Source organism: Actinoplanes sp. NBC_00393, from assembly GCF_036053395.1.
Taxonomy (GTDB): Bacteria; Actinomycetota; Actinomycetes; order Mycobacteriales; family Micromonosporaceae; genus Actinoplanes.
Genome location: NZ_CP107942.1, coordinates 4,263,705 through 4,288,371 on the forward strand (window position 1 = coordinate 4,263,705; position 24,667 = coordinate 4,288,371).

General features: G+C 72.2%; 23 protein-coding genes and 1 pseudogene. 13 read left to right on the forward strand and 11 right to left on the reverse strand.

The window, feature by feature from the left end:
- Positions 1-12: 12 nt before the first annotated feature.
- From OHA21_RS20125 to OHA21_RS20135, 3 genes are read right to left on the reverse strand one after another with little or no spacing between them, the layout of a single operon-like run.
- Entirely contained in the window at positions 13-1,233 is a 1,221-nt protein-coding gene (locus OHA21_RS20125; RefSeq protein ID WP_328475744.1) for a pyridoxal-dependent decarboxylase, exosortase A system-associated, read from the reverse strand.
- Positions 1,230-2,789 carry an acyl-CoA ligase (AMP-forming), exosortase A system-associated gene (locus OHA21_RS20130; protein WP_328475746.1) on the reverse strand — a complete coding sequence of 520 codons (1,560 nt, stop codon included), beginning with the start codon at positions 2,787-2,789 and terminating at the stop codon, positions 1,230-1,232. Before OHA21_RS20130 ends, OHA21_RS20125 begins: the two co-directional genes overlap by 4 nt.
- 13 nt (positions 2,790-2,802) lie before the next feature.
- Positions 2,803-3,669 (reverse strand): hypothetical protein, encoded by an 867-nt coding sequence (locus OHA21_RS20135; RefSeq protein WP_328475748.1) that lies wholly within the window; start codon positions 3,667-3,669, stop codon positions 2,803-2,805.
- A 132-nt stretch (positions 3,670-3,801) separates the two neighbouring features.
- Between OHA21_RS20135 and OHA21_RS20140 the strand changes: the two genes are divergently transcribed.
- The 5 genes from OHA21_RS20140 to OHA21_RS20160 all read left to right on the forward strand — a co-directional run bounded on the left by OHA21_RS20140 (position 3,802) and on the right by OHA21_RS20160 (position 8,131).
- Complete coding sequence (locus OHA21_RS20140; protein WP_328475750.1) at positions 3,802-4,101, forward strand: hypothetical protein; 300 nt, start codon at positions 3,802-3,804, stop codon at positions 4,099-4,101.
- 66 nt (positions 4,102-4,167) lie between these two features.
- Positions 4,168-4,800: an alpha/beta fold hydrolase gene (locus tag OHA21_RS20145; protein ID WP_328475751.1), complete on the forward strand. Its 633-nt coding sequence runs from the start codon at positions 4,168-4,170 to the stop codon at positions 4,798-4,800.
- A gap of 151 nt (positions 4,801-4,951) precedes the next feature.
- Positions 4,952-5,458, forward strand: coding sequence for a PH domain-containing protein (locus OHA21_RS20150; protein WP_328475753.1), 507 nt, complete (start codon positions 4,952-4,954; stop codon positions 5,456-5,458).
- Positions 5,455-6,942, forward strand: a complete 1,488-nt coding sequence (locus tag OHA21_RS20155; protein WP_328475755.1) for a PH domain-containing protein — start codon at positions 5,455-5,457, stop codon at positions 6,940-6,942. Before OHA21_RS20150 ends, OHA21_RS20155 begins: the two co-directional genes overlap by 4 nt.
- 166 nt (positions 6,943-7,108) lie before the next feature.
- The gene (locus OHA21_RS20160; RefSeq protein WP_328475757.1) at positions 7,109-8,131 is read left to right on the forward strand and encodes an alpha/beta hydrolase; all 1,023 of its coding nucleotides are present in this window, start codon (positions 7,109-7,111) and stop codon (positions 8,129-8,131) included.
- Here OHA21_RS20160 and OHA21_RS20165 read toward each other — a convergent pair.
- Positions 8,121-8,855, reverse strand: a pseudogene (locus tag OHA21_RS20165) (class I SAM-dependent methyltransferase); the annotation flags it as partial. The gene OHA21_RS20160 and the pseudogene OHA21_RS20165 sit on opposite strands and share 11 nt — an antisense overlap.
- Positions 8,856-8,952: 97 nt before the next feature.
- On the opposite strand from OHA21_RS20165, the gene OHA21_RS20170 reads away from it, so the two are divergent.
- The 3 genes from OHA21_RS20170 to OHA21_RS20180 all read left to right on the forward strand — a co-directional run bounded on the left by OHA21_RS20170 (position 8,953) and on the right by OHA21_RS20180 (position 14,429).
- Entirely contained in the window at positions 8,953-11,304 is a 2,352-nt protein-coding gene (locus OHA21_RS20170; protein ID WP_328475759.1) for an acetyl-CoA acetyltransferase, read from the forward strand.
- 120 nt (positions 11,305-11,424) lie between these two features.
- A complete protein-coding gene (locus OHA21_RS20175) occupies positions 11,425-13,746 on the forward strand; it encodes a glycoside hydrolase domain-containing protein (protein ID WP_328475761.1) in 2,322 nt (773 codons plus the stop codon).
- Positions 13,743-14,429: a hypothetical protein gene (locus tag OHA21_RS20180; RefSeq protein WP_328475763.1), complete on the forward strand. Its 687-nt coding sequence runs from the start codon at positions 13,743-13,745 to the stop codon at positions 14,427-14,429. Before OHA21_RS20175 ends, OHA21_RS20180 begins: the two co-directional genes overlap by 4 nt.
- A gap of 41 nt (positions 14,430-14,470) precedes the next feature.
- Here the strand turns inward: OHA21_RS20180 and OHA21_RS20185 are convergent, their stop codons facing one another.
- Positions 14,471-15,484 carry a hypothetical protein gene (locus OHA21_RS20185; protein WP_328475765.1) on the reverse strand — a complete coding sequence of 338 codons (1,014 nt, stop codon included), beginning with the start codon at positions 15,482-15,484 and terminating at the stop codon, positions 14,471-14,473.
- A gap of 452 nt (positions 15,485-15,936) precedes the next feature.
- Between OHA21_RS20185 and OHA21_RS20190 the strand changes: the two genes are divergently transcribed.
- A complete protein-coding gene (locus OHA21_RS20190; RefSeq protein ID WP_328475767.1) occupies positions 15,937-16,509 on the forward strand; it encodes a hypothetical protein in 573 nt (190 codons plus the stop codon).
- 29 nt (positions 16,510-16,538) lie between these two features.
- Positions 16,539-17,297: a VOC family protein gene (locus OHA21_RS20195; protein ID WP_328475769.1), complete on the forward strand. Its 759-nt coding sequence runs from the start codon at positions 16,539-16,541 to the stop codon at positions 17,295-17,297.
- Here the strand turns inward: OHA21_RS20195 and OHA21_RS20200 are convergent.
- From OHA21_RS20200 to OHA21_RS20215, 4 genes are read right to left on the reverse strand one after another with little or no spacing between them, the layout of a single operon-like run.
- A complete protein-coding gene (locus OHA21_RS20200) occupies positions 17,257-17,685 on the reverse strand; it encodes a hypothetical protein (protein ID WP_328475771.1) in 429 nt (142 codons plus the stop codon). The genes OHA21_RS20195 and OHA21_RS20200 overlap by 41 nt on opposite strands.
- Positions 17,682-18,887 carry a hypothetical protein gene (locus tag OHA21_RS20205; RefSeq protein WP_328475773.1) on the reverse strand — a complete coding sequence of 402 codons (1,206 nt, stop codon included), beginning with the start codon at positions 18,885-18,887 and terminating at the stop codon, positions 17,682-17,684. The genes OHA21_RS20200 and OHA21_RS20205 overlap by 4 nt, the downstream gene beginning before the upstream one ends.
- Positions 18,888-18,909: 22 nt before the next feature.
- Positions 18,910-19,371, reverse strand: coding sequence for an anthrone oxygenase family protein (locus OHA21_RS20210; protein WP_328475775.1), 462 nt, complete (start codon positions 19,369-19,371; stop codon positions 18,910-18,912).
- Positions 19,368-20,159 (reverse strand): NmrA family transcriptional regulator, encoded by a 792-nt coding sequence (locus OHA21_RS20215; protein WP_328475777.1) that lies wholly within the window; start codon positions 20,157-20,159, stop codon positions 19,368-19,370. Before OHA21_RS20215 ends, OHA21_RS20210 begins: the two co-directional genes overlap by 4 nt.
- A gap of 107 nt (positions 20,160-20,266) precedes the next feature.
- Between OHA21_RS20215 and OHA21_RS20220 the strand changes: the two genes are divergently transcribed.
- A complete protein-coding gene (locus OHA21_RS20220) occupies positions 20,267-21,121 on the forward strand; it encodes a helix-turn-helix domain-containing protein (protein WP_328475779.1) in 855 nt (284 codons plus the stop codon).
- Here OHA21_RS20220 and OHA21_RS20225 read toward each other — a convergent pair.
- Together OHA21_RS20225 and OHA21_RS20230 are read right to left on the reverse strand one after the other, a co-directional pair.
- Positions 21,084-22,592, reverse strand: coding sequence for an MFS transporter (locus tag OHA21_RS20225; RefSeq protein ID WP_328475781.1), 1,509 nt, complete (start codon positions 22,590-22,592; stop codon positions 21,084-21,086). The two genes, OHA21_RS20220 and OHA21_RS20225, sit on opposite strands and share 38 nt — an antisense overlap.
- 31 nt (positions 22,593-22,623) lie before the next feature.
- Positions 22,624-23,019, reverse strand: a complete 396-nt coding sequence (locus OHA21_RS20230; protein WP_328475783.1) for a VOC family protein — start codon at positions 23,017-23,019, stop codon at positions 22,624-22,626.
- Between the two features lie 165 nt (positions 23,020-23,184).
- Between OHA21_RS20230 and OHA21_RS20235 the strand changes: the two genes are divergently transcribed.
- Entirely contained in the window at positions 23,185-23,604 is a 420-nt protein-coding gene (locus OHA21_RS20235) for a histidine kinase (RefSeq protein ID WP_328475785.1), read from the forward strand.
- Positions 23,601-24,206, forward strand: coding sequence for a response regulator transcription factor (locus tag OHA21_RS20240; protein WP_328475787.1), 606 nt, complete (start codon positions 23,601-23,603; stop codon positions 24,204-24,206). The genes OHA21_RS20235 and OHA21_RS20240 overlap by 4 nt, the downstream gene beginning before the upstream one ends.
- The last annotated feature ends 461 nt before the right edge of the window (positions 24,207-24,667 follow it).

Here is a 24,667-nt window from a genome sequence, read left to right on the forward strand (position 1 = left end):
CGTTCCTCTCGTTCAGACCAGCACTTCGGCCGGGGCAGGGTGGCTCAGGAACGCGGTCGGGCTGGCAGTCAGCCCGTACGCCCCGGCCTGGAACACCACGATCAGGTCGCCCGGCTCGGCGTGCGGCAGGGCCACCTTGTCGCCGAGCAGGTCGAGCGGGGTGCACAGCGAGCCGACGACGGTGACCTTCCCGGCGGCTTCCTGGTCCATCCGGGTGCCGACGGCCAGCGGATAGTTGCGGCGGATCACCTGCCCGAAGTTGCCGGAGGCGGCGAGCTGGTGGTGCAGGCCGCCGTCGACGACGAGGTAGGTCGTGCCGCGCGACTCCTTACGGTCGACGACCCGGGTGACGTAGACGCCGCACTCGCCGACCAGGTACCGCCCGAGTTCCACGGCGACCCGGGCCCGCGGCAGGCGGGGCCTGATCCGGTCGGCCAGCAGCGCGGCCAGGTTGTCGCTGATCGGGCGCAGGTCCAGTGGCCGGTCGCCGTCGAAGTACGGGATGCCGAAGCCGCCGCCGAGGTTGAGGTAGCGGAACGGTTCCGGGGCGGCCTCGGCGAGCCGCAGCGCCAGGTCGACGGTGTTGCGCTGCGCCTGGCACAGGATGTCGGCGTCGAGGCACTGCGAGCCGGCGAAGATGTGCAGGCCGAGCACGTCGAGGTCGGCGGCGGCGAGGTCCTTGAGCAGGGCGGGCACCTGTTCGCAGTCGACGCCGAACTGCTGCGGGCCGCCGCCCATCCGCATCCCGGAGCCCTTGACCGCGAAGTCCGGATTGACCCGCACGGCCACCTGCGGGCGCAGGCCGAGCCGCTCCCCCGCCGCGATCACCCGGGCTGCCTCGCCGGCCGACTCCATCTCGATGGTCACCCCGGCCGCGACGGCCTGGCGCAGCTCGGCGTCGGTCTTGCCCGGCCCGGCGAAGCTGATCCGCTGGGCCGGGATGGTGGTGTCCAGCGCCGTGCGCATCTCGCCGGCCGACGCCACGTCCAGCGCGTCGACCAGGCCGCTGAGGTGCTGCACGACCGCGGGCATCGGGTTGGCCTTGACCGCGTACCCGAGCTCGACGGCGGCCGGCAGCACGGACCGGACCTGGTCGACCCGCGCGGTGAGCAGCGCCCGGTCGTAGGCGAAGAACGGGGTGCCGCCGACCCGCTCGGCCAGCCGGTCGACCGGCACACCGCCGACCGTCAGACGTCCGCCGCTGCGGCCGAACGCGGCGATCGTGCTACTCATGCGGTGACCTCCCGGCGCAGCGTGGTGCGGTCGAACTTGCCGTTGGGTGAGCGGGGAAGCTCGTCGCGGACCAGGACGGTCTGCGGCACCATGTACAGCGGCAGCCGGCGGCGCAGCTGTTTGACCAGGCCGGCGGTGTCGACCTCGGCGCCCGGCCGGGGGCTGACGACCAGGGCGACGTGCTGGCCGAGCCGGTCGTCGTCGACGCCGAGCGCCACCACGTCGCGGATCAGGCCGGTGTCGTAGACGGCCTCCTCGATCTCGGTGGGACTGACCCGGTAGCCGGACGTCTTGATCATTTCGTCGTTGCGGCCCACGAAGTACAGGAAGCCGTCCTCGTCGCGGACCACGATGTCGCCGGACCAGACCGCGATCTCGCTCAGGCACAGCGCGGCGTCGCGTCCCGGCGCCGGTCGGAAGCGGGCGGCGGTGGCCTCCGGGGCGTTCCAGTAGCCCTGCGCCACCAGGGCGCCGCGGTGCACCAGCTCGCCGGGCTCACCCGCGGCGCACTCGGTGCCGTCGGGGCGCACGACCATCAGCTCCACGTTCGGGATCGCCTTACCGATCGAGTCGGGCCGGCGGTCCACCTGCGCCGGGTCGAGGTAGGTCGACCGGAACGCCTCGGTCAACCCGTACATCAAGAAGGGTCTGGCCTGGGGGAACAGCTGGCGCAAGCGGTCCAGGACGGGCCGCGGCATGCGGCCGCCGGTGTTGGCGAAATAGCGCAGGCGGCCTGCCGCCTGCGGCGGCCAGTCGTGCTCGGCCAGCTGGATCCAGAGCGGCGGCACGCAGGTCAGGCCGGTAACACCATGCCGGGAGCAGGCGGCCACGACGTCCGCGGCGCCGAGATAATTGATCAGTACGACGTGCGCGCCCACGCTGAACCCGGTGGTCAACTGGCTGAACCCGGCGTCGAAGCTGAGCGGCAGCGCCGCCGCGATCGCGTCGTCGGCGGTGTTGCCGAGGTATCCGCTGACGCTTTCGGCGCCGGCGATCAGATTCCGGTGCGACAGCACGACGCCCTTGGGCCGGCCCGTGCTGCCGGAGGTGTAGAAGATCGCCGCGAGGTCGGCGTCGATCCCGTCGGCCAGCTCGGCTTCCCCGGTCAGGTCGTCCCAGGTCACGACGGTGTAGTGGGCGTCGGACGGGACCGCGCGCGGCGTGCCGAGGACCACGACGTGGCGGATCGACTTGCACCGTTCGAGTTCGGCGGTGAGCAGCGTGAGCCGCTCCGGGGTGGTGACCAGGGCGGTGACCGTGCAGTCGGTGAGGATGTGGCCGACCTGCTCGGCGCGCAGCAGCGGGTTGGCCGGGACGACGACCGCGCCGGCCGCGGAGGTTGCGAAGATCGCGGTCACGGTCTCGATGCGCTTGTCGGCGTACACGGCGATCCGCTCGCCACGCGCGATGCCGAGGCTGCGCAGGCCCTGCGCGGCCCCGCGCACCCGGCCCCACAGCTCGGCGTAGCTGACCGTAATGTCCTTCACCGTCAGGGCGGGACGGTCGCCGTGCCGGTGGGCGCTGCCAGCGAGCAGATGATGCAGTTGGGTAGGCACAGCCCGGTCCCTTTCACGTGGCGGTCGTCACACAGGCCAGCTCGCTGTACAGATAGTCGATCTGGTCGGGCTGCAGCTTCGGGCTGCGGAACATCTTGCGGCGCTGGGACGGCACGGCCACGGACCCGCGCGGCCGGAACCCGGCGAGCCTCGGCTCCACGAGGGTGGCGGGAATCCCGTACCGCAGCAGCAGGTGCGCGCAGAACGGCCGGAACAGCCGGCGGAACAACACCGGGTCGCTGACGTGGATCAGCGAGGCGAACAGCGGCAGATTCCTCGGGTGATCGCGCCGGAACATCACGTAGCACCAGTCGTCGCCGGCGCTGAGCACCACGTGCCGGGCCGCCCGGGCCCGCCGGTGATCGCGGTATCGCTCCAGCTCGGCGCCGGTGAGGAGGCGCTCCAGATCGCGGGGGTCGGAACTGACCCGGCCGCGGGCCGACAACCAGGGCAGATTCGGTACGGCCACCGCTTCCGCGTCGAGGAACCGGAACCCCAGCCGCGTGTTGATCTTGATGGCGTTGCCGCTCGGGGTCAGGTCGGTGAACGTGTAATCCGGCTGATCAAGTAGCGCCTTCAACAGCCGGACACTGTGGATCCGGCGGTCGGGCAGCACACACCAGCCGGCCAGGTTGCAGAACGACTCCTCGGCGCCGCCGATCGTGCGCGTCGAGTAGAACGCCAGGTAGGCGCCGACGACCGGATCCGGCCGGCCGTCGTCGACGAGCATGAATCCATGGTTGGGCGCCGGCCCCTGCCAGGGCGGCGTCATCGACTCGGCCCACTCGGCCGGTGACTGGCGTGCGTTGAGGTGCCGGTGCAGGAACTCCGCCACCGCGGGCACGTCAGCCGACAGGATCGGGGCGACGCGGACACTCATCGCGGCAGAGGCCCTCCGTCCGAGAAATGCGGGTGCAAAAAGGATCCCAGCCGGTACGGGTCGATTTGTAGTTGCAGAAGTCATGAAAAACGCGACTGCTTCTCACGAATCGGCGGGGCATACCATGCTGGGATGAGCAGCCCGGCACGGCGCGCCCCCGCCGTCCTCCTGATGCTGCTTCTGCTCTGCGCCGGACTGCTCTCCTCGCCCGCTCCCGCGGCGGACCGGTATGCGGCGCAACAGCTCGAGGTGCACGACCACCACGACGGCGACGAGTGGGCCCCGGGCAAACGGCTGCGCCCGGTCGTCCTGGTCAAGGTCGCCGGCAGCCCGCCGGCCACCCACGGAACCCTGCCGAAGGCCACGGCGCGCCCGGCCGTACGGACAGTGGCGGCGGGTGATCTGAGCCAACCGGGCGTCCTGCGGGTGTAGGAGGAGCCGCCGCGCACCGCTGTGCGCGCCGCTCGCCCCACACCCTCCCCGCAGGAAGAGCCCGCCATGCAACCGCAACCACCGTGCCGCACCACGCACACCTTCACCGAGGCCGGCAACCCGCTCGTCTACGACCGCTGGGGCACCGCCGGCCGGCCCGTCCTGCTGCTGCACAGCCTGCTGCTCGACCGCACCCTGTGGTGGCCGGTCGCCGCCGAACTCGCCGGATTCTGCACGGTCATCGCCCCCGACCTGCCCGGCCACGGCGAGACGCCACCAGCCGGCGGCTGCACGCCCGACCACGTCGCCGCCCAACTCGCGTTGCTGCTGCACTCCGTGCGCGCGAACCTGGCGCCGGTGGTGGTCGCGCACGCCAACACGGGCTGCCTCGCCGCCGCGCTCGCCGAGAACTACGCGACCCACGCAGCCACGATCATCGACGGTACGGGCGGGCGGACCGGCAACGACGTCGAAGCCGTGCTGGCCGAGGCCGGCATCGAGCAGGTGCCGTCGATCTACCGGCCGTTCGCGGTGCCCCGCCGGGATCCGGTGCTGCTCAGCGCGTACCGATCCTGGCTCGAACTCTCCCCCTGGCGCCAGCCGGTGCCGCTGACCGGCTGGTCCGATCCCGAACCGCGAACCTGCACGCCGCTGACCGATCCGGAAGGGCTCGCCGGCCGCATCCGGGCCATGCTCTGAGACTGCCCCCAGCGCGATGGCCGGCCGGACCTCGGAGCCCGTCCAGGTGCACCGGGTGCTGACCGGGAAGGTCTTCCCGATGCAGGCGCAGGTCATCGACATCGGCGAGTGGGTAGGCTGACGGCTCCGCGGATCGATCGGGGGACGTGACGTGACGGGTGGCGCAGAGACCGGGACCCGGCTTCGGCCGCCACGCCATCCCGTCGACCGGCGTGCCGTGGGCTGGTGGTCGACCGATCTGGTGCTGCTGTTCGCCGGGCCGGTCGTGGTTCTGGTCGTGCTGGGCGTACTGATCCGGCCCGCGCGGTTCTGGCTCCTGCTGCCCGCCGCGGTCATCGCGGCGATCGGCCTGCTCGCGGTGCTGACGCTGCCGCGCTGGTGGTTCCGGGTGCACCGGTGGGAGGTCACCGGCACCGCCGTCTACACCCGCACCGGCTGGTTCTGGCAGGAGTGGCGGGTGGCGCCGCTGTCGCGGATCCAGACCGTGGACACCCGTCGCGGGCCGGTGGAACAGCGGTTCGGCCTGGCGACCGTGGTCGTGACCACGGCGTCGGCGAAAGGCGCGGTGACCATGCCCGGCCTGGCACATGCGCAGGCCGAGGAGATCGCCGAGCAGCTCACCGTGGCCACCCAGGCTGTGCCGGGCGATGCCACGTGAGCAGCGAGTGGCGCAAGCTCGACCGGCGGGCGGTGCCGGTCTCCGCGGTGTTCATGACCGGGGTCGCGGTGGCGGCCGGCGTCCCGTCCGCGATCGGGCTGTCGGAGATCTCCGTCGGGGTCGCGCTGGCCTGGGTGCTGCCCGGTGCGGTGTTCATCGTGGCGATCGGGGTGTTCGCGGAATGGCTGCGACTGCGGTTCAGCCGCTACCGCATCGGTTCGGACCGGGTCGAGCTGCACACCGGCGTGCTGATCCGTAACCGGCGTTCCCTGCAGCGCGACCGGATCCGCACCGTCGACGTCACCGCCAACCCGTTGCTGCGGATGTTCGGGCTGGTCTCGGTGCGGATCGGCACCGGCGAGCACGCCGAGAAGGGCACTGTGCGGCTGGGCCCGGTCACCCACGCGACCGGGGACGAGCTACGGCGTACGCTGCTCGACCGCACCGCCGACGCGACCGCCGAAGGCACCCTCGCCGAGCTCGACCGGGGCTGGATCCGCTACGCGCCGCTGTCGTTCGTCGCCCCGCTGCTCGGCGTCTCCGCGGTCGGCGCCGCCCTCAACGTGGCGGACTGGTTCGGCCTCTCCGGCGACCTCGTCGAGTGGGCGATCGACCTGCTGGGCGGCCTGGGCCTGATCGGCGGCATCGCGGTGCTGTTCGCGGTGGCCATGGTGGTCGGCGTGCTCGGGGCGCTCGGGCTGTGGGTGGAGATGTGGTGGAACTACCGGCTCGACCGTGAGCCGGGCGGCACGCTGCGGGTGCGGCGCGGGCTGCTGACCACCCGGTCCATCTCGGTCGAGGAGGACCGGGTGCGCGGCATCGAGGTGGTCGAGCCGCTCGGCAACCGGCTGGCCGGGGCGGCGCGGGTCGACGTGGTGGCCACCGGCATGGCCACCGGGGCCGAGGAGAACAAGACCCAGCACCGTACGCTGCTGCCGCCCGCGAACCGACCGGTGGCCGAGCGGGTCGCCGCCGAGGTGCTGCGGGTGCCGGTCTCGCCGACCGAGGCCGTCCACCTGTCGCCGCACCCGGTCGCTGCCCGCGGGCGCCGGCTGCGCTGGGCGCTGGCCACCGTGCTGGTCGCCGAACTGCCGCTGGTCGTGCTCGGCCTGCTGCTCACCGACGTGCTGCTGCACATCGCGTGGATCACGGCCGTGGTCGCCGTACCGGTGGCGGTGGCCCTCGCCCTGGACGCCTATCGCGGCCTCGGCCACGGCTTGGACGACGACTACCTGGTGGCGCGCAGCGGCTCGGTGCGCCGGGTCACCGTGGCACTGCAGCGCCGCGGCATCATCGGCTGGACGGTGCGCCAGTCGGTGTTCCAGCGCCGGGCCGGCCTGGCCCACGTCCTGGCGACCACGGCGGCGGGCTCCGGCGCCTATGCCATCCGCGACGTGGACACCGGCACCGGCCTCGACGCGGCCGATGCGGCCATCCCCGGCCTGCTGGCCCCGTTCCTTCTCCGGGACACCGAAGGCTCCTGATCAGCTGATCGCGGCCAGGTCCTCCGGGCAGTCCCAGGCTTCCCAGTCAACCGCCGATCGCCGCCCGGTGGGAGTCCCTGTCAGTACCACCCAGCCGTTTCCGGCGGATACTGGCCGTGGACCCACGGGGGATCGAGGTTCATCACTGATCCGCTGGGAGTGAGCCATGAACAGAGCCGTTCGTGCGTGCCTGGCCGTCCTGGGCAGCGCTACGCTCCTGATCACCGCCCCACCGTCCACCGCCGCGCAGGGAGCCACCCGGGTGATCACCGACATCCCGTACGCCCCTGCTGATCCGCCCACCAGCCGCGGCCACCTGCTGGATCTGTATCTGCCGCAGGCCCCGCACGACGCCCCGTGGCCGCTGCTCATCTGGACCGGCGGCTCCGGATGGATGGCCGACAACGGCAAGGACAGCGCCGGGCCGATCGCCCAGGCCTTCAACCCCCGGGGGTACGCGGTAGCGGGCGTGAGCATCCGCTCCAGTTCCCAGGTGCAGTTCCCGGGGCAGCTGCACGACATCAAGGCGGCCATCCGCTGGCTGCGCGCCCACGCCCGCGAGCATCGCCTGGACACCCGCCGGTTCGCCATCATGGGCGACTCGTCCGGCGGCTGGACCACCGCGATGGCCGCGCTCACCGGCGACGTGCCCGCCCTGGCCGGCAACGTCGGGGTGATCAGGGGGTCCAGCGCGGTGCAGGCGGCCGTGGCGTTCTACCCGCCGACCGACTTCCTGCAGATGGACGAGCAGATGCTGCCCGGGGCGTGCGCCTCGTTCAACGAGACCTTCGGCCTCACCGACTGCCACGACGATCCGGCCTCGCCGGAGTCGTTGCTGGTCGGCTGCCCGATCCAGACCTGTCCGCGAGCGGCGCAGGCGGCCAACCCGGTCAACTACGTCAGCCGCCGGGACCCGCCGATCATGATCCTGCACGGTCAGCAGGACACGCTGGTCCCGCACGCGCAGAGCATCCTGCTCTACAACGCCCTGCGCGCGAAGGGCAGCGAGGCCACCTTCTTCTCGGTGCCCGGCGCCGGGCACGACTGGCAGCAGGTCCTCGACCCGGCCAACCACACCGGCCACACGGTGTACCGCACCCGCGACGGCAGCGAACGCATCACTGTCGGCGCCCCGGATCCGAGCTGGGACACCATCGACCGGTTCCTGCGCCAGGCGTTCAGGCGATGAGCAGGCGGAGGCCGAGCTCCGCCGTGTCGAGGTCGAGGAGGTCGCGGTTGCGCTCCGCCCAGCGGCCCGACTCCAGATCAGCGCGCAGGCGGCGCACCGCCCGCTGCTCGGCGTCCGGCCCGACCTTGGCCCACACCGACACCCCGCGGCGCACCGGCTCCTCCAGGTACGCCTCGGGCCGGCGCCAGTAGGCCTCGAAGAAGCCGTCGAGGCAGTCCCACGGGATGAGCACCGGCTCCACCCGGGCGCCGAGGGCGCCGGCCAGCTCGGTCAGCGACGGCCGGCCGGCGATCAGGCCCGCGACCTCCGGCAGGTAGTCGCGGGTCAGCCAGAACCGGCGGAGCCATCCGCTGTCCGTGGTGTCGTGCGTGAACACCACCACCCGGCGGGCCACCCGCTTCATCTCCCGCAGGCCGGCGATCGGGTCCGGCCAGTGGTGGATGGTGGCGAAGGCCATCGCCGCGTCGAAGCTCTGGTCCTCGAACGGCAGGCTGTCCGCGGCGGCGGCCAAGCACGGCGCCGCGTTCGCCGGGCGCTGCGCCCGCATCAGCGCCGACGGCTCCACCGCGATCAGGTCCCGGTCGGCGGGCTCGTAGGACCCGGTGCCGGCCCCGACGTTCAGCACGGTCCGCGCATCGCCGAGCGCGGCCCACAGTGCTGCGGCGATGCGCGGTTCGGTACGCCGCGTGACCGTATAGGTGGCTCCGATCGTGTCGTACAACTGATTGCTGGCCATGGCTGGAGCGTAGGCAGCGCGCGCACGTCAGCCGATGCGACCATGGTGCCCGGTTACAAAGTCACCGGGCGCTGGGAGCACCGACATGCCGCAGATTGACGACCTCGACCCGCGCACCCCGATCGTGGTGGGCGTCGGCCAGGCCTCCGAACTCCTCGACAGCCCGGACTACCGGCGCCGTTCACCGGTCGACCTGGCCGCCGACGCCGCCCGCGACGCCCTGGCCGACACCGGCGCCGACCCCGAGACCGTGGCCGCCGCGATCGACACGGTCGCCGGCACCCGCCAGTTCGAGAACTCGTTCCCCGGCGCGCGGGCGCCGCTGGGCCGCTCGGACAACTTCCCGCGCTCGGTCGCCGGCCGGATCGGCGCCGACCCGCGGCGCGCGGTGCTCGAGGTCGCCGGCGGGCAGAGCCCGCAGCACCTGGTCAACGAGTTCGCCGCGACGATTGCCGCCGGCGAGGCCGAGGTGGTTCTTCTCGCCGGTTCGGAGGCCATCTCCACCATCGAGAAGTACGCGAAAGACGACGACCGCCCCGACTTCAGCGAACACGTCGACGGCACCCTGGAGGACCGCGGCCTGGGGTTGCGCGGGCTGATGTCCCGGCACCACGCCGCGCACGGCCTGACCGACGCGCCCAGCCAGTACGCGTTGTTCGACAACGCCCGCCGGGCCCGGCTCAAGCTGTCCCGCGACGAGTACGCGACCGCGATCGGCGAGCTGTTCGCACCGTTCACCCGGGTCGCCGCCGCCAACCCGCACGCGGCCGCGCCGACCGAGCGCACCGCGGCGGAACTGGTCACCCCGACCGCCGTGAACCGGCCGATCGCGGACCCGTACACCCGCTACGTCGTCGCCCGCGACAAGGTCAACCAGGGCGCTGCCGTACTGATCATGTCGGTCGCCGCGGCCCGGCGCCTCGGCGTGCCCACCGACCGCTGGGTGTTCCTGCCCGGCCACGCCGACCTGCGCGAACGCGACCTGATGGAGCGCGCCGACCTGTCCGCGAGCCCGGCGTCGGTGCTGGCCACCCGGCACGCGCTGGAGGTCGCCGGGATCGGCTTCGACGAGCTCGCCCACCTCGACCTCTACAGCTGCTTCCCCGCGCCGGTGTTCAACATCGCCGACGCGTTCGGTTTGTCCCCGGACGACCCGCGCGGCCTGACCGTCACCGGCGGGCTGCCGTTCTTCGGCGGCGCCGGCAACAACTACTCGATGCACGCCATCGCCTCGATGGTGGAGCGGGTGCGCCGGGCGCCGGGCAGCTACGGGTTCGTCGGCGCCAACGGCGGCATGATGAGCAAGTACTCGGTCGGCATCTACACCACCACACCGTCGCCGTGGACGGCCGGCAACAGCGCCGCCCTGCAGGCCGAGGTCGACGCCTGGCCGGCGCCGGAAGAGGCACGGCACGCCGACGGCTGGGCGACCATCGAGACGTACACGGTCAAGCACAGTCGCGACGGCCGGCGTACCGGCATCGTCGTCGGCCGCCTGGAAGCCGACAACCGGCGCTTTCTCGCGCTCACCGACGACCTCTCGCTGCTCGACACCGCCGAGCCCATCGGGCAGCGGGTCTACGTGCAATCGTCGGGCAAGGGCAACCGGGTCGCAGCGAGCGAGGCAGCCTTCCCGCCGCCGGGCCCGGCGGTGCTCAAGGACCGATACGAGCACATTCTGGTACGCCGTGACGGCCACCTCCTCGAAGTGACGATCAACCGGCCGGAGGCACGCAACAGCCTGCACCCGATGGCCAACGACGAGCTCGACCACGCCTTCTCCGCGTTTTTCGCCGACGACGACCTGTGGGTGGCCATCCTGACCGGCGCCGGCGACAAGGCGTTCAGCGCCGGCAACGACCTGATCTACTCCGCTTCCGGCAAGCCGATGTGGGTGCCGAAGAACGGCTTCGCCGGCCTGACCAGTCGCCGTTCGATGCCGAAACCGGTGATCGCCGCGGTCAACGGCTTCGCCATGGGCGGCGGCTTCGAGATCGCCCTCGCCTGCCACCTGGTCGTCGCCGACGCCACCGCGAAGTTCGCGCTCAGCGAGGTCAAGGTCGGCCTGATCGCCGGCGCCGGTGGGGTGGTCCGGCTGCCCCGCACGGTTCCGCCGAAGCTCGCCAACGAGATGATCCTGACCGGCCGCCGCCTCACCGCCGACGAGGCGCTCGCCCACGGCCTGGTCAACCGGGTCACCGAGGCCGGCGCGGCCCTCGACGGCGCCCGCGCCCTGGCCGCCGACATCCTGGACTCCTCCCCCACCTCGGTCCGGATCTCGCTGCAGGTGATGGAGGAGACCCGCGGCATCCCGGACGTGGTCGACGCGGTCACCCACCACAGTTCCGCATTCGACGACCTGATGGTCAGCGAGGACGCGATCGAGGGCCTCACCGCGTTCGCGCAGAAACGCAGGCCGCGCTGGCGCAACCGCTGACGAAACCCGCTGCGCTATCTGTCCCCGGGGACAGATAGCGCAGGTCGGGGACGGATCGCTGTTGTCCGCGGGATTCCCGTCTGTCGATGATGTGCCCGACCGAAAAGGGGGCACAGCACCGTGGACGAACGGGTACTCGAGGCGCAGCGATGGGTGAACGCCACCTACGGCAGCGTCGCCGGTTTCACGCCGGCGCCGGAGAACGGCCGGACCGGATGGCCGACGATGTACGCGCTGATCCGCGCCCTGCAGCACGAGCTGGGCATCACCACGCTCTCCGACTCGTTCGGGCCGGGCACGCTGACGGCGCTGAGTGCGCACGGCAGCATCGGACCGGGCGAGACGAACCGGAACATCGTCAAGATCGTGCAGTCCGGGTTGTACTGCAAGGGGTATGGGCCGGGCGCCATCAACGGCACGTACGGCGCCGGGACCGAGGCCGCCGTGACCGAGCTGACCGGGGACATCACCGGCGGGTCCGGTAGCACCACGGTCGCGCCGAAGATCTTCAAGGCGCTGCTCACGATGGACGCGTACGTCGTGGTCGAGGGGGGCACGACGGCGGTCCGCGAGGTGCAGCAGTGGCTCAACCAGCGCTATCTGGGCCGGGCCGGCTTCTTCGTGGTCCCGTGCGACGGCGGCTTCTCCCGCGACGTGCAGAAGGCCATGTACCTGGCCGTCCAGTACGAGCTGGGGATGAGCGACGCCGAAGCCACCGGCGTGTTCGGCCCGGGCACCCGCGCCGGGCTCGCCGGGCACGAGCTGGAGCAGGGGTCGACGGGCATCTGGGTGCGGCTGTTCACCGCGGCGATGATGTTCAACGGCGCCTACGACGACTTCAGCGATCACTTCCTGCCCGATCTCACTGAGGCGGTCCGCGCGCTGCAGGAGTTCGCCGTGCTGCGGGTCAGCGGCCGGGCCGACTACGCGACCTGGTGCCAGGTGCTCGTCTCCACCGGCGATCCGGGCCGCAAGGGCACCGCCTGCGACTGCGTCACCGAGATCACCGACGCCCGCGCCCAGGCCCTGTACGAGTCGGACTACCGCGTCGTCGGCCGCTACCTCGACGAGTCCGACAAAACGAAGATCGACAAGATGCTGCGGCCGGGCGAGCTCGCCACCATCTTCCGCAACGGGCTGCGGGTCTTCCCGATCTCGCAGTACAACGCCCGGGAGGTCGGCGACTTCACCTACGACAAGGGGTATGCCGAGGCCGTCAAGGCCCACGACGCGGCAGCGGGGTACGGCTTCAACGCCGGCACGGTCATCTACTTCGCGGTGGACTACGACGCCACCCAGGAGGAGATCGCCTCCCACATCGTCCCGTACTTCCGCGGGGTCGTCGCCGGCCTGGCGTCGAAGGGCAAACGGTACGTGCACGGCGTCTACGGCTCCCGCAACGTCTGCACCCAGGTTTCCAAGACCACCCTGGCCCGCTGGTCGTTCGTCTCCGGCATGTCGTACGGCTTCTCCGGCAACATGGGCTTCCCGCTGCCGGAGAACTGGTCGTTCAACCAGATCCAGACCCTCACCGTGGGCGTCGGCGACCGGGCCATCGAGATCGACAAGAACATCTGGCGACCCGGCACCGATCCCGGCACCGCCTCGGTCAACGACGCCGCCTCGCCGCTGGAGGAGTTCCTCGACTACGTCGGCCTGCTCTACCTGGAGGCGCAGGCGTACTGGAACAAGGCGCCCGCCGGCGCGAAACCGGCCGACCCGAACGAGCTGGTCCTGCAGTACCTGCGGCACGAGGAATACAACGACACCCGGTGGCGGGCACTGATCGGCGGCGTCGACAGCGGATTCGTGGCCCAGATCAAGGACCAGCAGATCAGCATGGTCCGGGAGATCCGCGACCCGTTCTTCGGCGTGGACCTGAAGGTGTCACATCTCGGCGCGTCCTGCAACGGCGCGCTCGTCGAAGGCCGCCCGTCCGGCACCGGCACCAACCGCGGCGACGTGGCCGGCTGGGGCGGCGACCTGATGACCTTCTACGGCGAGTGGCGCCGGGACTCGCTCAGCTACCCGTCCGGGCTCACCTACTGCCGGGAGAAGCTGGCCAAGGTCACCGGGGACTCCGGCGGCGGCACGTTCAAGCTCCGCGATCTGATCGAGGACGCCGACGCGTACAACCTGGCAGCCCGGATCCGGGCCGGCGCCAACGTGATCGACGCGATGGAGGACTACTACCGCGGCGGCGGCCTGCTCAAACGGTTCTCCGCGTTCCGGGCCGGCCGGTTCGGCGGCGACGCTGCGGCGATCGCCCGGGACATGCTGGTCGCCGACGACGACGTGGTGATCTCCGCGGGCCGGATCGCCCTGATCCAGAGCACCGGAGGCCTGACGCCGGTCTTCCCCTTCGATCTGCCGGACCCCGACCTGGCGGCGTTCTGTCAGGGCTTCGCCGAGATGCTCACCGATCGTGCGGGACTGGCATGACCCGCGAACCCCGTGAGGAGGCCACCGCGATGAGCGGTCTGACCCGCAGGCAACTTCTGATCACGGCGGGGGTCGCCGCCGGCATGTCGGTTCCGCTCTTTCCCGGTACGGGTCACGCGGCGCCGCCCCGGCGGGTCACCCCGAACGGCTGGCCCGTGGTGGAGGCTGGCGCGCTTCGTGCGTACCGGATCGAAGGCAGTAATGCGCAGCTGATGCTGCTGCCGGGACCGACTGCGGGCCTTCTGCTGCATGTCTGCCGGCGCTTCCATTACGAGATCGACGCGCTCGCCGCAGGTGAGGCGGCCGGGCACCGCGCGCCGGGCGCGGTGACGGCCGGATGCGAGGTCAACCGATTCTCCGGTACGGCCGTCGCGCTCCGACCGGGCGCCTATCCGGCCGGCGTGCGTGGCGGATTCTTCCCGGTCCAGCTGTTGGTGGTGCGCGACATCCTCGCCGAGTGCGAGGGGCTGGTGCGGTGGGGCGGCGACGAGGCCGGCATCCCGGCCGAGGGGCACTTCCAGATCGACGTGGCGCCCGGCGACCCCCGGCTCGGACGGCTCGCCGACCGGTTCGGCGGGTGGCGCTCGGCGCCGGGCCGCGGACCCGGCGCCATCGAGGACCCGCTGCGCGCCGACCGCCGGGCGGCAGCGCGGGCGCTGCAACGACGACAAGCTCGCAACTGACGAGAGGACCGGACTTCGCCTCCGCGTGGCAGAAACCCTGATCAACCGGTGGCGACCTCCGCGGTGCAGTTCTCCCGGTGCGGCGTGTCCCGCCAGAGGCAGATCTGCACGGTGACCGGCTGGCCGCCGATCGTGGTGGCGACGGCCGGGGTGTGCACATAACCGCGTTCGGTGACCGCCAGGGCGGTGGCGCAGCTGCGCCACCGCCCGTCCGCCGTTCGCCACCGGACCCGGGTGCCGCCGGCGTGCGGGGCCTCGTCGTCCGAGCCGGCCCGCCCCCAGTAGTACGTGCGGCCCTGGTAGCGGTCGTAGCGGGCGGAGCCGTTCATCGCGTCGAAGTCCAGCGTGGGGTCCAACCGGGTCGCGGTGTCGTCCTTGAACACCTTCGTCGTCTCCATGACGATGTCCGTGCCGCCGGCGCCCAGGTGGCAGTCGGCGTCCGCGAGCTGTTCGCCGCCGTCCGCGCCATCGCCCGAGCGCAGCGTCAGCGCGGCGCCGGCCGCCGCCCCGACCAGGACTGCAGCCGCGCTGCCGGCGATCAGCATGCGGCGCCTGCGGCCCGGCCGGCGGGTGGTGAAGTACGCGTCGAGGACGACCGGTTCCGGGCTCTTCTCCTGAGCTGCCACGGGTACCCGTTCGGGCGCCACCCGATCAGCCTCCCGCGCCGCCTCGACGAGCGCGGCGACGTGCTGGGAGGCGACGGTTAGGCGCTGCGCTTCGGTGTCGTCGAACGGCACCCCGCCGATCTGGTGAGCGGCCCTGGCCACCGCGACGACGGCCGTCGGGTCGGTGATGTAGCGCAGGTCGCCGGCGAGCACCCCGGCCACGATGTCCTTGTCGACCGAGAGGCCGGGCGCCAGCCGCTCGGTCCGGATCACCTCGGCCAGATGCCGCAGCGAGCCGGCCTGCCGCCGCCGGCGCGGTTGTGGTGTGCCCGGCGGCGCGGTGTAGACGCCGTCCCGCCCGGCCCGGGCCGCTGCCGCGCCGACCGTCGAGGCCAGCAACTGCGCGGCGCGGTGAACTTCCTGCCACCACGGTGCCATCGGATCGCTCATGCACTCCCCCAGACATCGATGAACTGCATTATGCGACATGCCCTCCAACGGCCCATGTGTCCCTCACGGACACAGAGCGGCAGCCGAGGGACAGCTGTCCGTTGTGACGTCGTCTTCGGAGGTTCCTCGTGACCCGTGTCAGACCCCTGACCCTGTTCGCCCTACCGCTGATTCTCGCCGTGGTGGCCGCGGCGGCACCGGCACACGCGGCTCCGACGCAGGCAGCGTCGGTCGCGGCAGCCCGTGCCGCGGCCCCACGCCGCCCTGCCCGACCTGGGGCCGGGCGTTCACCTGATCGGTGGGACGACGTTCTACGCCATCTACTCGTTCCCCTGCTGATCCGACCGTCGTTGTGGTCCGGGCTCTCGCCCGGGCCACAACCGCCGACCGACGCTGAACTGGACGCTTTCGGTGGAACCGGCCGCTGACCAAGATCAAGTAGCGTGATCGGCGTGCACACGACATCACCGAAAGCGCGGCTCGCTCCGGCCGCGCTGCTCCTGTCGATGGTCGCGGCCTGCGGCGCGGAGAGTGGGCGCGGCGCGGAGAGTGAGCGCAGCGCGATCCGGGCGCCGGCGAGCAGCGCGCCGCCGGCCGTCTGCGCCGATCCGATCAACGACCCGGACCACTGCGCGTACGAGTTGAAGGACAGCCACCTTCGCACCAGCGCGCCCCGGATCGGGGACAGTGAGGCGCTGGACAAGACCGGTGCCGACGTGTTCAACACCGCGCGCAGCGGCGGCTGCCTGGAGGAGGTCGACAGCACCGGGATGTGTCACGGGGAGGCCGTGCTGGAGGCGACGGAGGAGTACGTGCCCCTGGTCCAGCAGGCGCTCGCGCGGCGCGGTTACACCGATGCGGTGGTGCGGCTGGGCCGGCCCGAGGATCCGACGGTGCCGGGCGCGCTGCTCTGGGCGGTCCGCGTCGGCGACGTCTGCGTGTTCGGTGACATCGTCGGCCCGGAACGGCGCTGGCACGAGTGGTACGCCGGCCTGCTCCCGGACGGCCGCTGCCTGACCGCCTGATCGCGCGCCCGGCTTCGTAGGATTCCGGCATGGCGCTGCGACCGGTTCAGGTGAACATCAAGGCTGTCGACCACGCGGCGGTGGGCCGGTTCTGGGCGGCGGCGCTCGGCTGGGGTGTGCACAGCCGGCAGACCACCTACGTCGGGCCCGGCAGCGACTTCGTCTGGCCGGACCCGGTCTTCGTCGGCATCGACGTGGTCCCCGTCCCGGAGCCCAAGTCCGCGACGAAGAACCGGACCCATCTCGACCTCGCTACCACGTCACCGGCCCATCAGGCCGAGCTGGTCGAACGGCTGCTGGCTCTCGGGGCGACGCCCGCCGACGTGGGCCAGGCCGACGTGCCGTGGGCGGTGCTCGCCGACCCGGAGGGCAACGAGTTCTGCGTGCTGGAGCGCCGCGAGGTCTACCGCGACACCGGGCCGATCGCCGCGGTGGTCGTCGACTGCGTCGACCCGCGGGCCATGGCCCGGTTCTGGGGTGAGGCGACGGACTGGACCGTGCACGAGGTGAACGACGACTTCGCCTCGCTGCGCGCCACCGGCCCGTACCTCGAATTTCTCCGCCGGCCCGGCCGCAAGACCGTGCCGGACCGCGTCCATCTCGACCTGCTGCCCTACCCGGGCGACGACAAGGCGGCCGAGGTGGCCCGGCTACGGGCCCTCGGCGCCACCGACCTCGACCTCGGCCAGGGCGACGTCCCGTGGACCTCCCTGACCGACCCGGACGGCCACGAGTTCTGCGTCCTCGCTAGTCCAGAAGCTGTTCCACCTGTGCCAGGCCGTCCCTGATCAACCGCCCGTAATCGTCGTCGCCGAGCGCGCCCATCCCGGCCCGCGCCCGCTCCAGGTGCTCACGGGCCCGGCCGAGGTCGCCGAGCTTGCGGTAGCACTCGCACAGGTTCAGGTGCAGCGACGGATACAGACCCGCCGCGGTCGCGTCATCCAGCAGATCGGCCGCCGCCAGCGCCCGCTGGTCCCAGATCAGCTCGTCGTGGACGTCGTCCTGCACGTCGGCCATCGAGTGCGCGAGGACGCAGACCTGCATCGGATCGCCCTGCTCACCGCCGATGTCGTCCCAGATCTGCGCGAACAGAACGCGCGCGGCGTCCCGCTCACCCCGATGATGGTGCAGGTCCACGCCCTCGGCGATGCGGGACATGACGTGATCGGTGTTCATCGCCGGCGCCTGCGGGGAACGGCCCCGACGCCGAGCGCGATCAGTGTCAGGGCGCCGCCGATGGCCGCGACGAGGTGGCGGTCCGCCAGGGGCCGGCCGCCCGGCGGGATCGGATTGATCAGATAGTCGGCCACATCGATTGATTGTGCCGCGGCCTGCAACAGGATGTCAGGCTCCGCGCCCGGAGCCAGCCGCAGCAGCCGCACCGACGCGACGTCACGCATCGCGACCAGGGCGTCCTCGGCGTCCGGCTCGGTGAAGAAGGTGACCGGTGTGCCGGCGGCCGGCAGATACTCGGCGACGACCGGCTGTCCCGACGAACGCCACCAGCCCAGCACCCGTACCGCGTAGGCGCCGTCGACCTGGTAGCCGGCGCCGGAAACCTCGCCGGTCCCGATCGACACCGTCCGCAGCGTCCACCGGACCGGGTAGGCGCCGCAGTCGCACCGTTCGCCGGACACGACGAGCAGGCCGTCGCCGTCGCGGGTCCAGGCGCCCTTCCCAGCCAGCCGGCTGCCGGCCGGGATCGGCACGTCGGTCACCGGCTTCCCGTCGAGGTCGATGATGCGGATCCGGTCGCCGTCCTGGAATGCGATCTTCTCGCTGTCCGGCGAGAAGGCGACGGCCCAGCCCAGGATCGGCCACTGCGGCCAGCGGATGGCCGCCAGGTCGCCGCTGGCCCGCCCGGTACGCGTGTCGATGACCCGCAGGACGCGGTCGCCCGGCCGGCCGTCTTGCCCGAGGACCGTCCGGTCCAGGTTGGCCAGCATCGCCACATACCGGCCGTCCGGCGACCACGCTTGCGGTCTCAGGTACTCGTCGTTCTCTGCGCCCCAGACTTCGTAACGGGAGGGATCGGCCAGGTCGACGACCACGTCCAGGTCGGCCAGCCGGCGCCCGTCCGGCGAGATCTGGGACCACAGTCCGGGGGCGCCGGAGCCGTCGAACGGCCGGTTCTCGTCCGAGCCGGCCTCTGCCAGCCCCAGATAGGTGCCGCCGGTTTCGGTCGTCCACGCCCGGCCGCCGGTGACCACGGTCGCCGGACCCGGCCGCTCGGTCTTCACCCACACCGGCGCGGCGAGCGGTGTGCCGGGAAGCCGCGGCGCGGTCAGCGGTCCGTACCTGGTGTGCCCGGCCCACAGCAGCGCGCAGCACGCCGCGACCGCCAGGACGGCCCGCAGCTGGACAGTCCTGATGGTCACCGCGGCAGTATCGCACCCGAGGTCAGCCCACCCGCAGGGCGGCGGCGAGCAGGCCCGCGCTGGCCAGGCTCGCGATCGTCCGGGCGTGGTTGAGCCAGGTCCAGCCCGGGGCGTACGCCGCCCACGCGTCCACCGACGAGCCCGCCTGGAACGCGGCGAGCTCGTTGTTCAGCGGCACGTTGCCGAACGCGGTCACCCCGACCACACCCACCAGGTAGACGCCGAACGCGATCACGGCCGGCGCCGACCACCCGGTGTCCCGGGACTGGACCACGACTGCGGCGCCCATCACGACCAGGGTGCCGAACAACAGGATCATCAGCGGCGGCCGGACCGCCGCCACGTTGATCTGCTGCATGGCGGGCACCGCGTTGGTGCTGCCCGCGTCGGTGAGCCCGCGCATCACGAAACTCGAGAACGCGAAGAACACCCCTCCGGCGGCCGCGGACCCCAGCAGGGCCGCGGCCATCAGCGTGCCGCTCATGCGTACGCGCGATCGACGAAGGAGGCGAACGAGCGCGGCGGCCGGCCCAGGGCGCGCTGCACTCCGTCGGTGAGGTGGCTGTTGCGCCCGTCCAGCAGGTCGGTGAACAGGTAGGCGAGCAGGTCGATCAGCTCGCCGGGCAGCCCTTGCGCGGCCAACTCGGTGCGCCAGGCGTCGACCGGCACCGCGGTGGTGCGCACCTGCCGACCGGTCCGCTCGCCGATCAGCGCCACAGCCTCGGCGAACGTCAGCAGCGACGGGCCGGTCAGCTCGTACGTCTGCCCCTCATACCCACCCGAGATCAGCGCGTGCGCCGCCACCTCAGCGACGTCGTCGGCGTCGACGAGCGGCTCGGGAACGTCGATGCGCGGCAGCGACAGCTCCCCGTGCGTGATCGCGTCAGCGAGAGCGCCCTCGTTGAAGTTCTGCGCGAAGAACGCGCACCGGACCACCGTCGTGGCCGGCATGACCGCCCGCGCCGCCTCCTCGGCGACGGCCGCGGCCTCCTCGCCCCGGCCGGACAGCAGCACCAGACGCTCGGCCCCGTGGTCGCGGGCCGCCGTGGCGAACGAGGCCACCACGTCGTCCGCGCCGGGCACGGCGATGTCGGGAGCGTAGGCGAGGTAGACAGCGCGGGCGCCGGTGAGGAACGCCGGCCACGTCGCCGGCTTGTCCCAGTCGAACCCGGCGGCGCGGTGGGCGGCGCGGGGCTCGTACCCCCATTGACGCAGCAGCTCCAGGACTCGGCGGCCGGTCTTGCCGGTCGCCGCGGTTACCAATGTGTTCATGCACTTCAGCGTTCGGGAAGCGGCCGGCGGCAACCAGCACTCAGCGATGGGTATCCACGCCACGGTTATGAAGCCGGGTTGACGCCGCACCTTCGTAGCCTGCGAGGATGGCCACCGCACGCAGCAGACATGTCGCGCTCGGGGAGTTCCTCCGGAGCCGCCGCGCCGCCTTCGACCCCCAGCGCCTGCCGGTGCCGGGCTACGGCCGGCGGCGGGTCCCGGGGATCCGCCGGGAGGAGCTTGCGCTGCTCGCCGGGGTCAGCGTGTCCTACTACACCCGGATCGAGCAGGGAGCCGTCGCGGCGTCGCCGTCCGTTCTGGACGCTGTCGCGAACGCCCTGAAACTCGACGAGGAGGACCGCGCCCACATGCACCGACTGGCCCGGGCGAAGCCGGCGAAGACCACCGGCGTGCCGGAGACCGTGAATCCGGATCTGCGGCTGGTGCTGCGTACCGTCCGGGAGGCCCCGGCCGCGGTGCTCGGCCGGTCGATGACCGTGCTGGCCTGGAACCGGATGGCCCATGCGGTCTTCGCCGATCACCTGCCGTTCGAGGCTTCCGGCGCGGTGAACTGGGTCCGCCAGCTGTTCACCGACGATGTCTATCGCAGCCGGTTCGCCGACTGGGACGCCGTCGCCTACGACATCGTCGGCCGGCTGCGCGCGTCGCAGGCCCGGCACCCGGACGATCCGCAGGTCCGCGCGGTCGTGACCGAGCTGCTCACCGCGAGCAGCGAGTTCGCCCGGCTGTGGCACGCGCATCCGGTCCGGGAGCGGTCGCTCGGCGGGGTACGGCTCGACCACGACCGCTACGGCACCCTGCACCTGCGGGACACGGTCCTGCGCGCTGCCGAGGACGACGACCAGTTGCTGATCGTCTTCCACGCGGAGCCGGGCAGCGACTCGGACCGTGTCCTGCACGCGATCAGTCGTTCGCTCGCCGGCGGAGCACCACCAGCGTGACCAGGCCCAGCACCACGTACACGACGGTGCCGATCACCGCGACGGTGTGGATGCCGGAGGCGAACGCGGTCCGCGCCGCGTCGAACAGCGCCGGTCCGGCGGTCTGCGCGGCCGCCTGTGCCCCGGCGATCCCGGTCGACGCGGTGTCCAGCACTTCGGCCGGGAGCTGCGGCGCCGTACCGATCAGTTCCTCGCGGTAGATGACCGCCGCGAGGCTGCCGAGCGTGGCCACCCCGACCGCGATGCCGAACTCCGCGCCGGTCTCCGACAGCGAGGCCGCCGAGCCGGCCTTCTCCGGCGGCGCCGCCGCCAGGACCAGGTTCTGCAACAGCGCCATCGGCAGCGCGATGCCGAAGGAGGCCACGCTCAACCCCAGGACCAGCGGGGTACGCCCGTCAGCGCCGTCCACGCCGGTGTGCAACAGCAGTCCCGCCGCCGAGATCAGCAACCCGGTGCACATCACCAGCGACGGCGGGAACCGCTGGGCCAGGCTGGGCGCGAGCAACAGCCCGGCGACCATGGCCACGTTCTGCGGGATCAGCCACAACCCGGCGGCCAGCGGCGACAGACCCAGGCTGACCTGCAGGTACTGCGCTGCCAGCAGCGAGACGCCGGCCATCACCACGCCGGTCAGCAGCATGACGCTGAGCCCGGTGCCGACCGCCGGGTTGCGGAACAGGGTCAGGTCGAGCAGCGGCTCGGCGAGCCTGCGCTGCCGGCGCAGGAACAGCACGCCGCAGACGATGCCGGCCAGCACGGCCAGGGTGGTGACCGGCTCGACCCCGTGCCGGGCGGTCTCCTTCAGGCCGTACACCAGCGGCAGGATGGTCGCCAGTGACAGGGCCACGCTGGCCAGGTCCAGCCGGCCGGTCCCGCTGCCGCGGGACTCCGGCAGCAGCACCGGCCCGATCAAGAGCAGCAGAACCATGATGGGTACGCCGAGCAGAAACGCCGACCCCCACCAGAAGTGCTCCAGCAGCGCCCCGCCGACCAGCGGCCCGAGCGTCATCCCGCCCATGAACGAGGCGAACCAGATCGACACCGCCCGGGCCATCTTCTTCGGGTCCGGGAAGAGCGTCCTGATCAGCGCCATCGTCGACGGCATGAGGGTCGCCCCGGCCACGCCGAGCAGTGCCCGCGCGGCGATCAGCAGTTCCGGAGTGGGCGCGTACGCGGCGATCACCGACGCGGCCCCGAACGCGGCGGCCCCGATCAGCAGCAGCCGTCGCCGGCCGATCCGGTCGCCGAGGGTGCCCATCGTGACCAGGAACCCGGCGAGCAGGAACGAGTAGATGTCCAGAATCCATAACTGCTGGGTGGCGTCGGCGCCGAGTTCGGCGCTGAGCTGTGGCAGCGCCAGGTACAGCACGCTGACGTCGACCGACAGCAGCAAGGTCGGCAACGCGAGCACGGCCAGGCCCAGCCAGGCCCGCCGGTCCTCCCGTACCGGTTTCTCCAGAAGCGAGGTCAACGGTCCGCCTTTCTCCAGAACGTCGGGGGCTTCACGCCGGCGCCTTCATGACCAGCGCGTGCCACAGGTGGCCGTCCAGGTCGTAGAAGCCGCGGCTGTACATCACTTCGTCGTCGACCTCCTCGTACTTCTCTGCGCCGGCGGCGATGGCGGCGTCGGCGATCTCGTCGACCCGCTCCCGGCTCTCCACCTCCAGGGCCAGGCCGACCTCGGTGACCTGCGCGGCATCGGCCACCGCGCGGTTGGTGAAGGTGCCGAACAGCTCCCACTGCACGAGCAGGGCGTTGATGCCGTCGCAGATGGCGATGCCGGCCACCTCGTCGTTGCTGTACTCGGGTCGCGGCGCGAAGCCGAGCGCGGTGAAGAACGAGGTGGAGCGGGCGACGTCGGCGACCGGCAGGTTCACGAAGATCTTGGCGGCGTTCACGGTGGGTTCCCTTTCGGGTCGGTTGTTGCGGTCGCCGATCAATCTGCCGCCGGGACCCCCTCCCCTCGTAGATGCCGTTGTCGCCGTCCGCCGGTGACAAACGCACCTGGTGCCCGCCCGGCGCGACCGCCGAGACTGGCCGCACCACCGAGCCGAGGAGGGGCGATGTCCGACCGCTACGCCCAGGTCCTCGCCGCCGTGCTGGTCAAGGCCGAGTTGGCGGTACGGCTCATCGAGCGCAACCCGGCCGCCGCCCGCCGCGAGCTGGAGGGGCTGCTGGCCGTGGTCCGGGCCGTGCTGCGCGAACTGCGCGCGGTAGCCCCAGCGGCGCGGCCGGTGTCGCTGCGCCGCGAACTGGATCGCGCAGCGACCCTGCTGGAGGCGGCCGGCATCGGCACGCAGATCCGGCTGGCCGAGGGCTCGATCCCGCGCCGGGCCGAGGAACTGCTGGTCCGGGCGGTACGGGAGGCGACCGTGGACCTGCTGTGCCGGGCCAGCACCCCGGTCTGCCGGCTCAGCATCGAGCCGTCCGCCGACCTGAACTGGACGCTGCTGGTCAACGACGTCCCGGTGCGACCCGGATGATCCGCATCCTGATCGCCGAGGACATGCCGATCCTGCGCAAGGCGCTGGTCGCACTGCTGTCGCTGGAGCCGGACATGCAGGTCGTCGCCGAGGTGGACCGCGGCGACGAGGTGGTGGACCGGGCGGTCGAGTCACGCCCGGACGTGGCGCTGCTCGACATCGACCTGCCCGGCGCCGACGGCCTCACCGCGGCCGCCCTGTTGCACGAGCGGCTGCCCGGCGTGCGTACCGTCGTGCTCACCGGCCTCAGCCAGCCCAGCAACCTGCTGCGGGCGCTGTCCGCCCACGTCCGCGGTTTCATCATCAAGGACGCCCCCGCCGACCACCTGCTCGACGGCATCCGCCGGGTCGCCGCCGGCCGGCGGGCCATCGACCCGGACCTGGTCGCCACCGCCGTCGAGACCGGCGCCAGCCCGCTCACCCCGCGCGAGGCCGAGGTGCTGCGCGCAGCCGCCGACGGCCTGTCCACCACCGACATCGGCGCCCGCCTGTTCCTCTCGCCCACCACAGTGCGCAACTACCTGTCCAACGCGATCGCCAAGACCGGCGCCCGCAACCGCATCAGCGCGATCCGCACGGCCCGCGACGCCGGCTGGATCTGAGGCCGCCTGCCACCCCTATCGCGCAGTGCCCGCATGCCCGAGCCGAGCCGAGCCGAGCCGGGCCGAGCCGGGCCGGGCCGGGCCGAGCCGGGCCGGGCCGAGCCAGACCGGGCCGGGCAGGGCCGAGCCCGCTCGAGCCATGAAACACAGCCGGGCCCGCATTTCCGGGCTTTTCGAGCATCCGGCTGGGAGCGGTGGCTGCCTCGCGGCGGTTTTGAGAGCCACAGTGCACAGCCGGCGCCCGCGAACCGGCCTCTGGAGCCACCGAGCTGGGAGTTACGGTTGCCACGATGATCCGCAACCGGCCGGCAGCCTGACCGATCGTCCACCGGACCGGGCGGGCCGGACCGGGCGGGGCCGGGCGGGGCTTGGCGGGGCCGGGCGGGGCCGGGCGGGGCTTGGCGGGGCCGGGCGGGGCTTGGCGGGGCCGGGCTGGGCCGGGCTGGGCCGAGCCGGGCTGG

Excerpts from the sequence above, each read along its gene's own strand:
- OHA21_RS20125 (WP_328475744.1), bottom strand. The coding sequence starts at position 1,233 with ATGAGTAGCACGATCGCCGCGTTCGGCCGCAGCGGCGGACGTCTGACG.
- OHA21_RS20135 (WP_328475748.1), bottom strand. The coding sequence starts at position 3,669 with ATGAGTGTCCGCGTCGCCCCGATCCTGTCGGCTGACGTGCCCGCGGTG.
- OHA21_RS20140 (WP_328475750.1), top strand. The coding sequence starts at position 3,802 with ATGAGCAGCCCGGCACGGCGCGCCCCCGCCGTCCTCCTGATGCTGCTT.
- OHA21_RS20145 (WP_328475751.1), top strand. The coding sequence starts at position 4,168 with ATGCAACCGCAACCACCGTGCCGCACCACGCACACCTTCACCGAGGCC.
- OHA21_RS20160 (WP_328475757.1), top strand. The coding sequence starts at position 7,109 with ATGAACAGAGCCGTTCGTGCGTGCCTGGCCGTCCTGGGCAGCGCTACG.
- OHA21_RS20170 (WP_328475759.1), top strand. The coding sequence starts at position 8,953 with ATGCCGCAGATTGACGACCTCGACCCGCGCACCCCGATCGTGGTGGGC.
- OHA21_RS20180 (WP_328475763.1), top strand. The coding sequence starts at position 13,743 with ATGACCCGCGAACCCCGTGAGGAGGCCACCGCGATGAGCGGTCTGACC.
- OHA21_RS20185 (WP_328475765.1), bottom strand. The coding sequence starts at position 15,484 with ATGAGCGATCCGATGGCACCGTGGTGGCAGGAAGTTCACCGCGCCGCG.
- OHA21_RS20195 (WP_328475769.1), top strand. The coding sequence starts at position 16,539 with ATGGCGCTGCGACCGGTTCAGGTGAACATCAAGGCTGTCGACCACGCG.
- OHA21_RS20200 (WP_328475771.1), bottom strand. The coding sequence starts at position 17,685 with ATGAACACCGATCACGTCATGTCCCGCATCGCCGAGGGCGTGGACCTG.
- OHA21_RS20210 (WP_328475775.1), bottom strand. The coding sequence starts at position 19,371 with ATGAGCGGCACGCTGATGGCCGCGGCCCTGCTGGGGTCCGCGGCCGCC.
- OHA21_RS20215 (WP_328475777.1), bottom strand. The coding sequence starts at position 20,159 with ATGAACACATTGGTAACCGCGGCGACCGGCAAGACCGGCCGCCGAGTC.
- OHA21_RS20220 (WP_328475779.1), top strand. The coding sequence starts at position 20,267 with ATGGCCACCGCACGCAGCAGACATGTCGCGCTCGGGGAGTTCCTCCGG.
- OHA21_RS20235 (WP_328475785.1), top strand. The coding sequence starts at position 23,185 with ATGTCCGACCGCTACGCCCAGGTCCTCGCCGCCGTGCTGGTCAAGGCC.
- OHA21_RS20240 (WP_328475787.1), top strand. The coding sequence starts at position 23,601 with ATGATCCGCATCCTGATCGCCGAGGACATGCCGATCCTGCGCAAGGCG.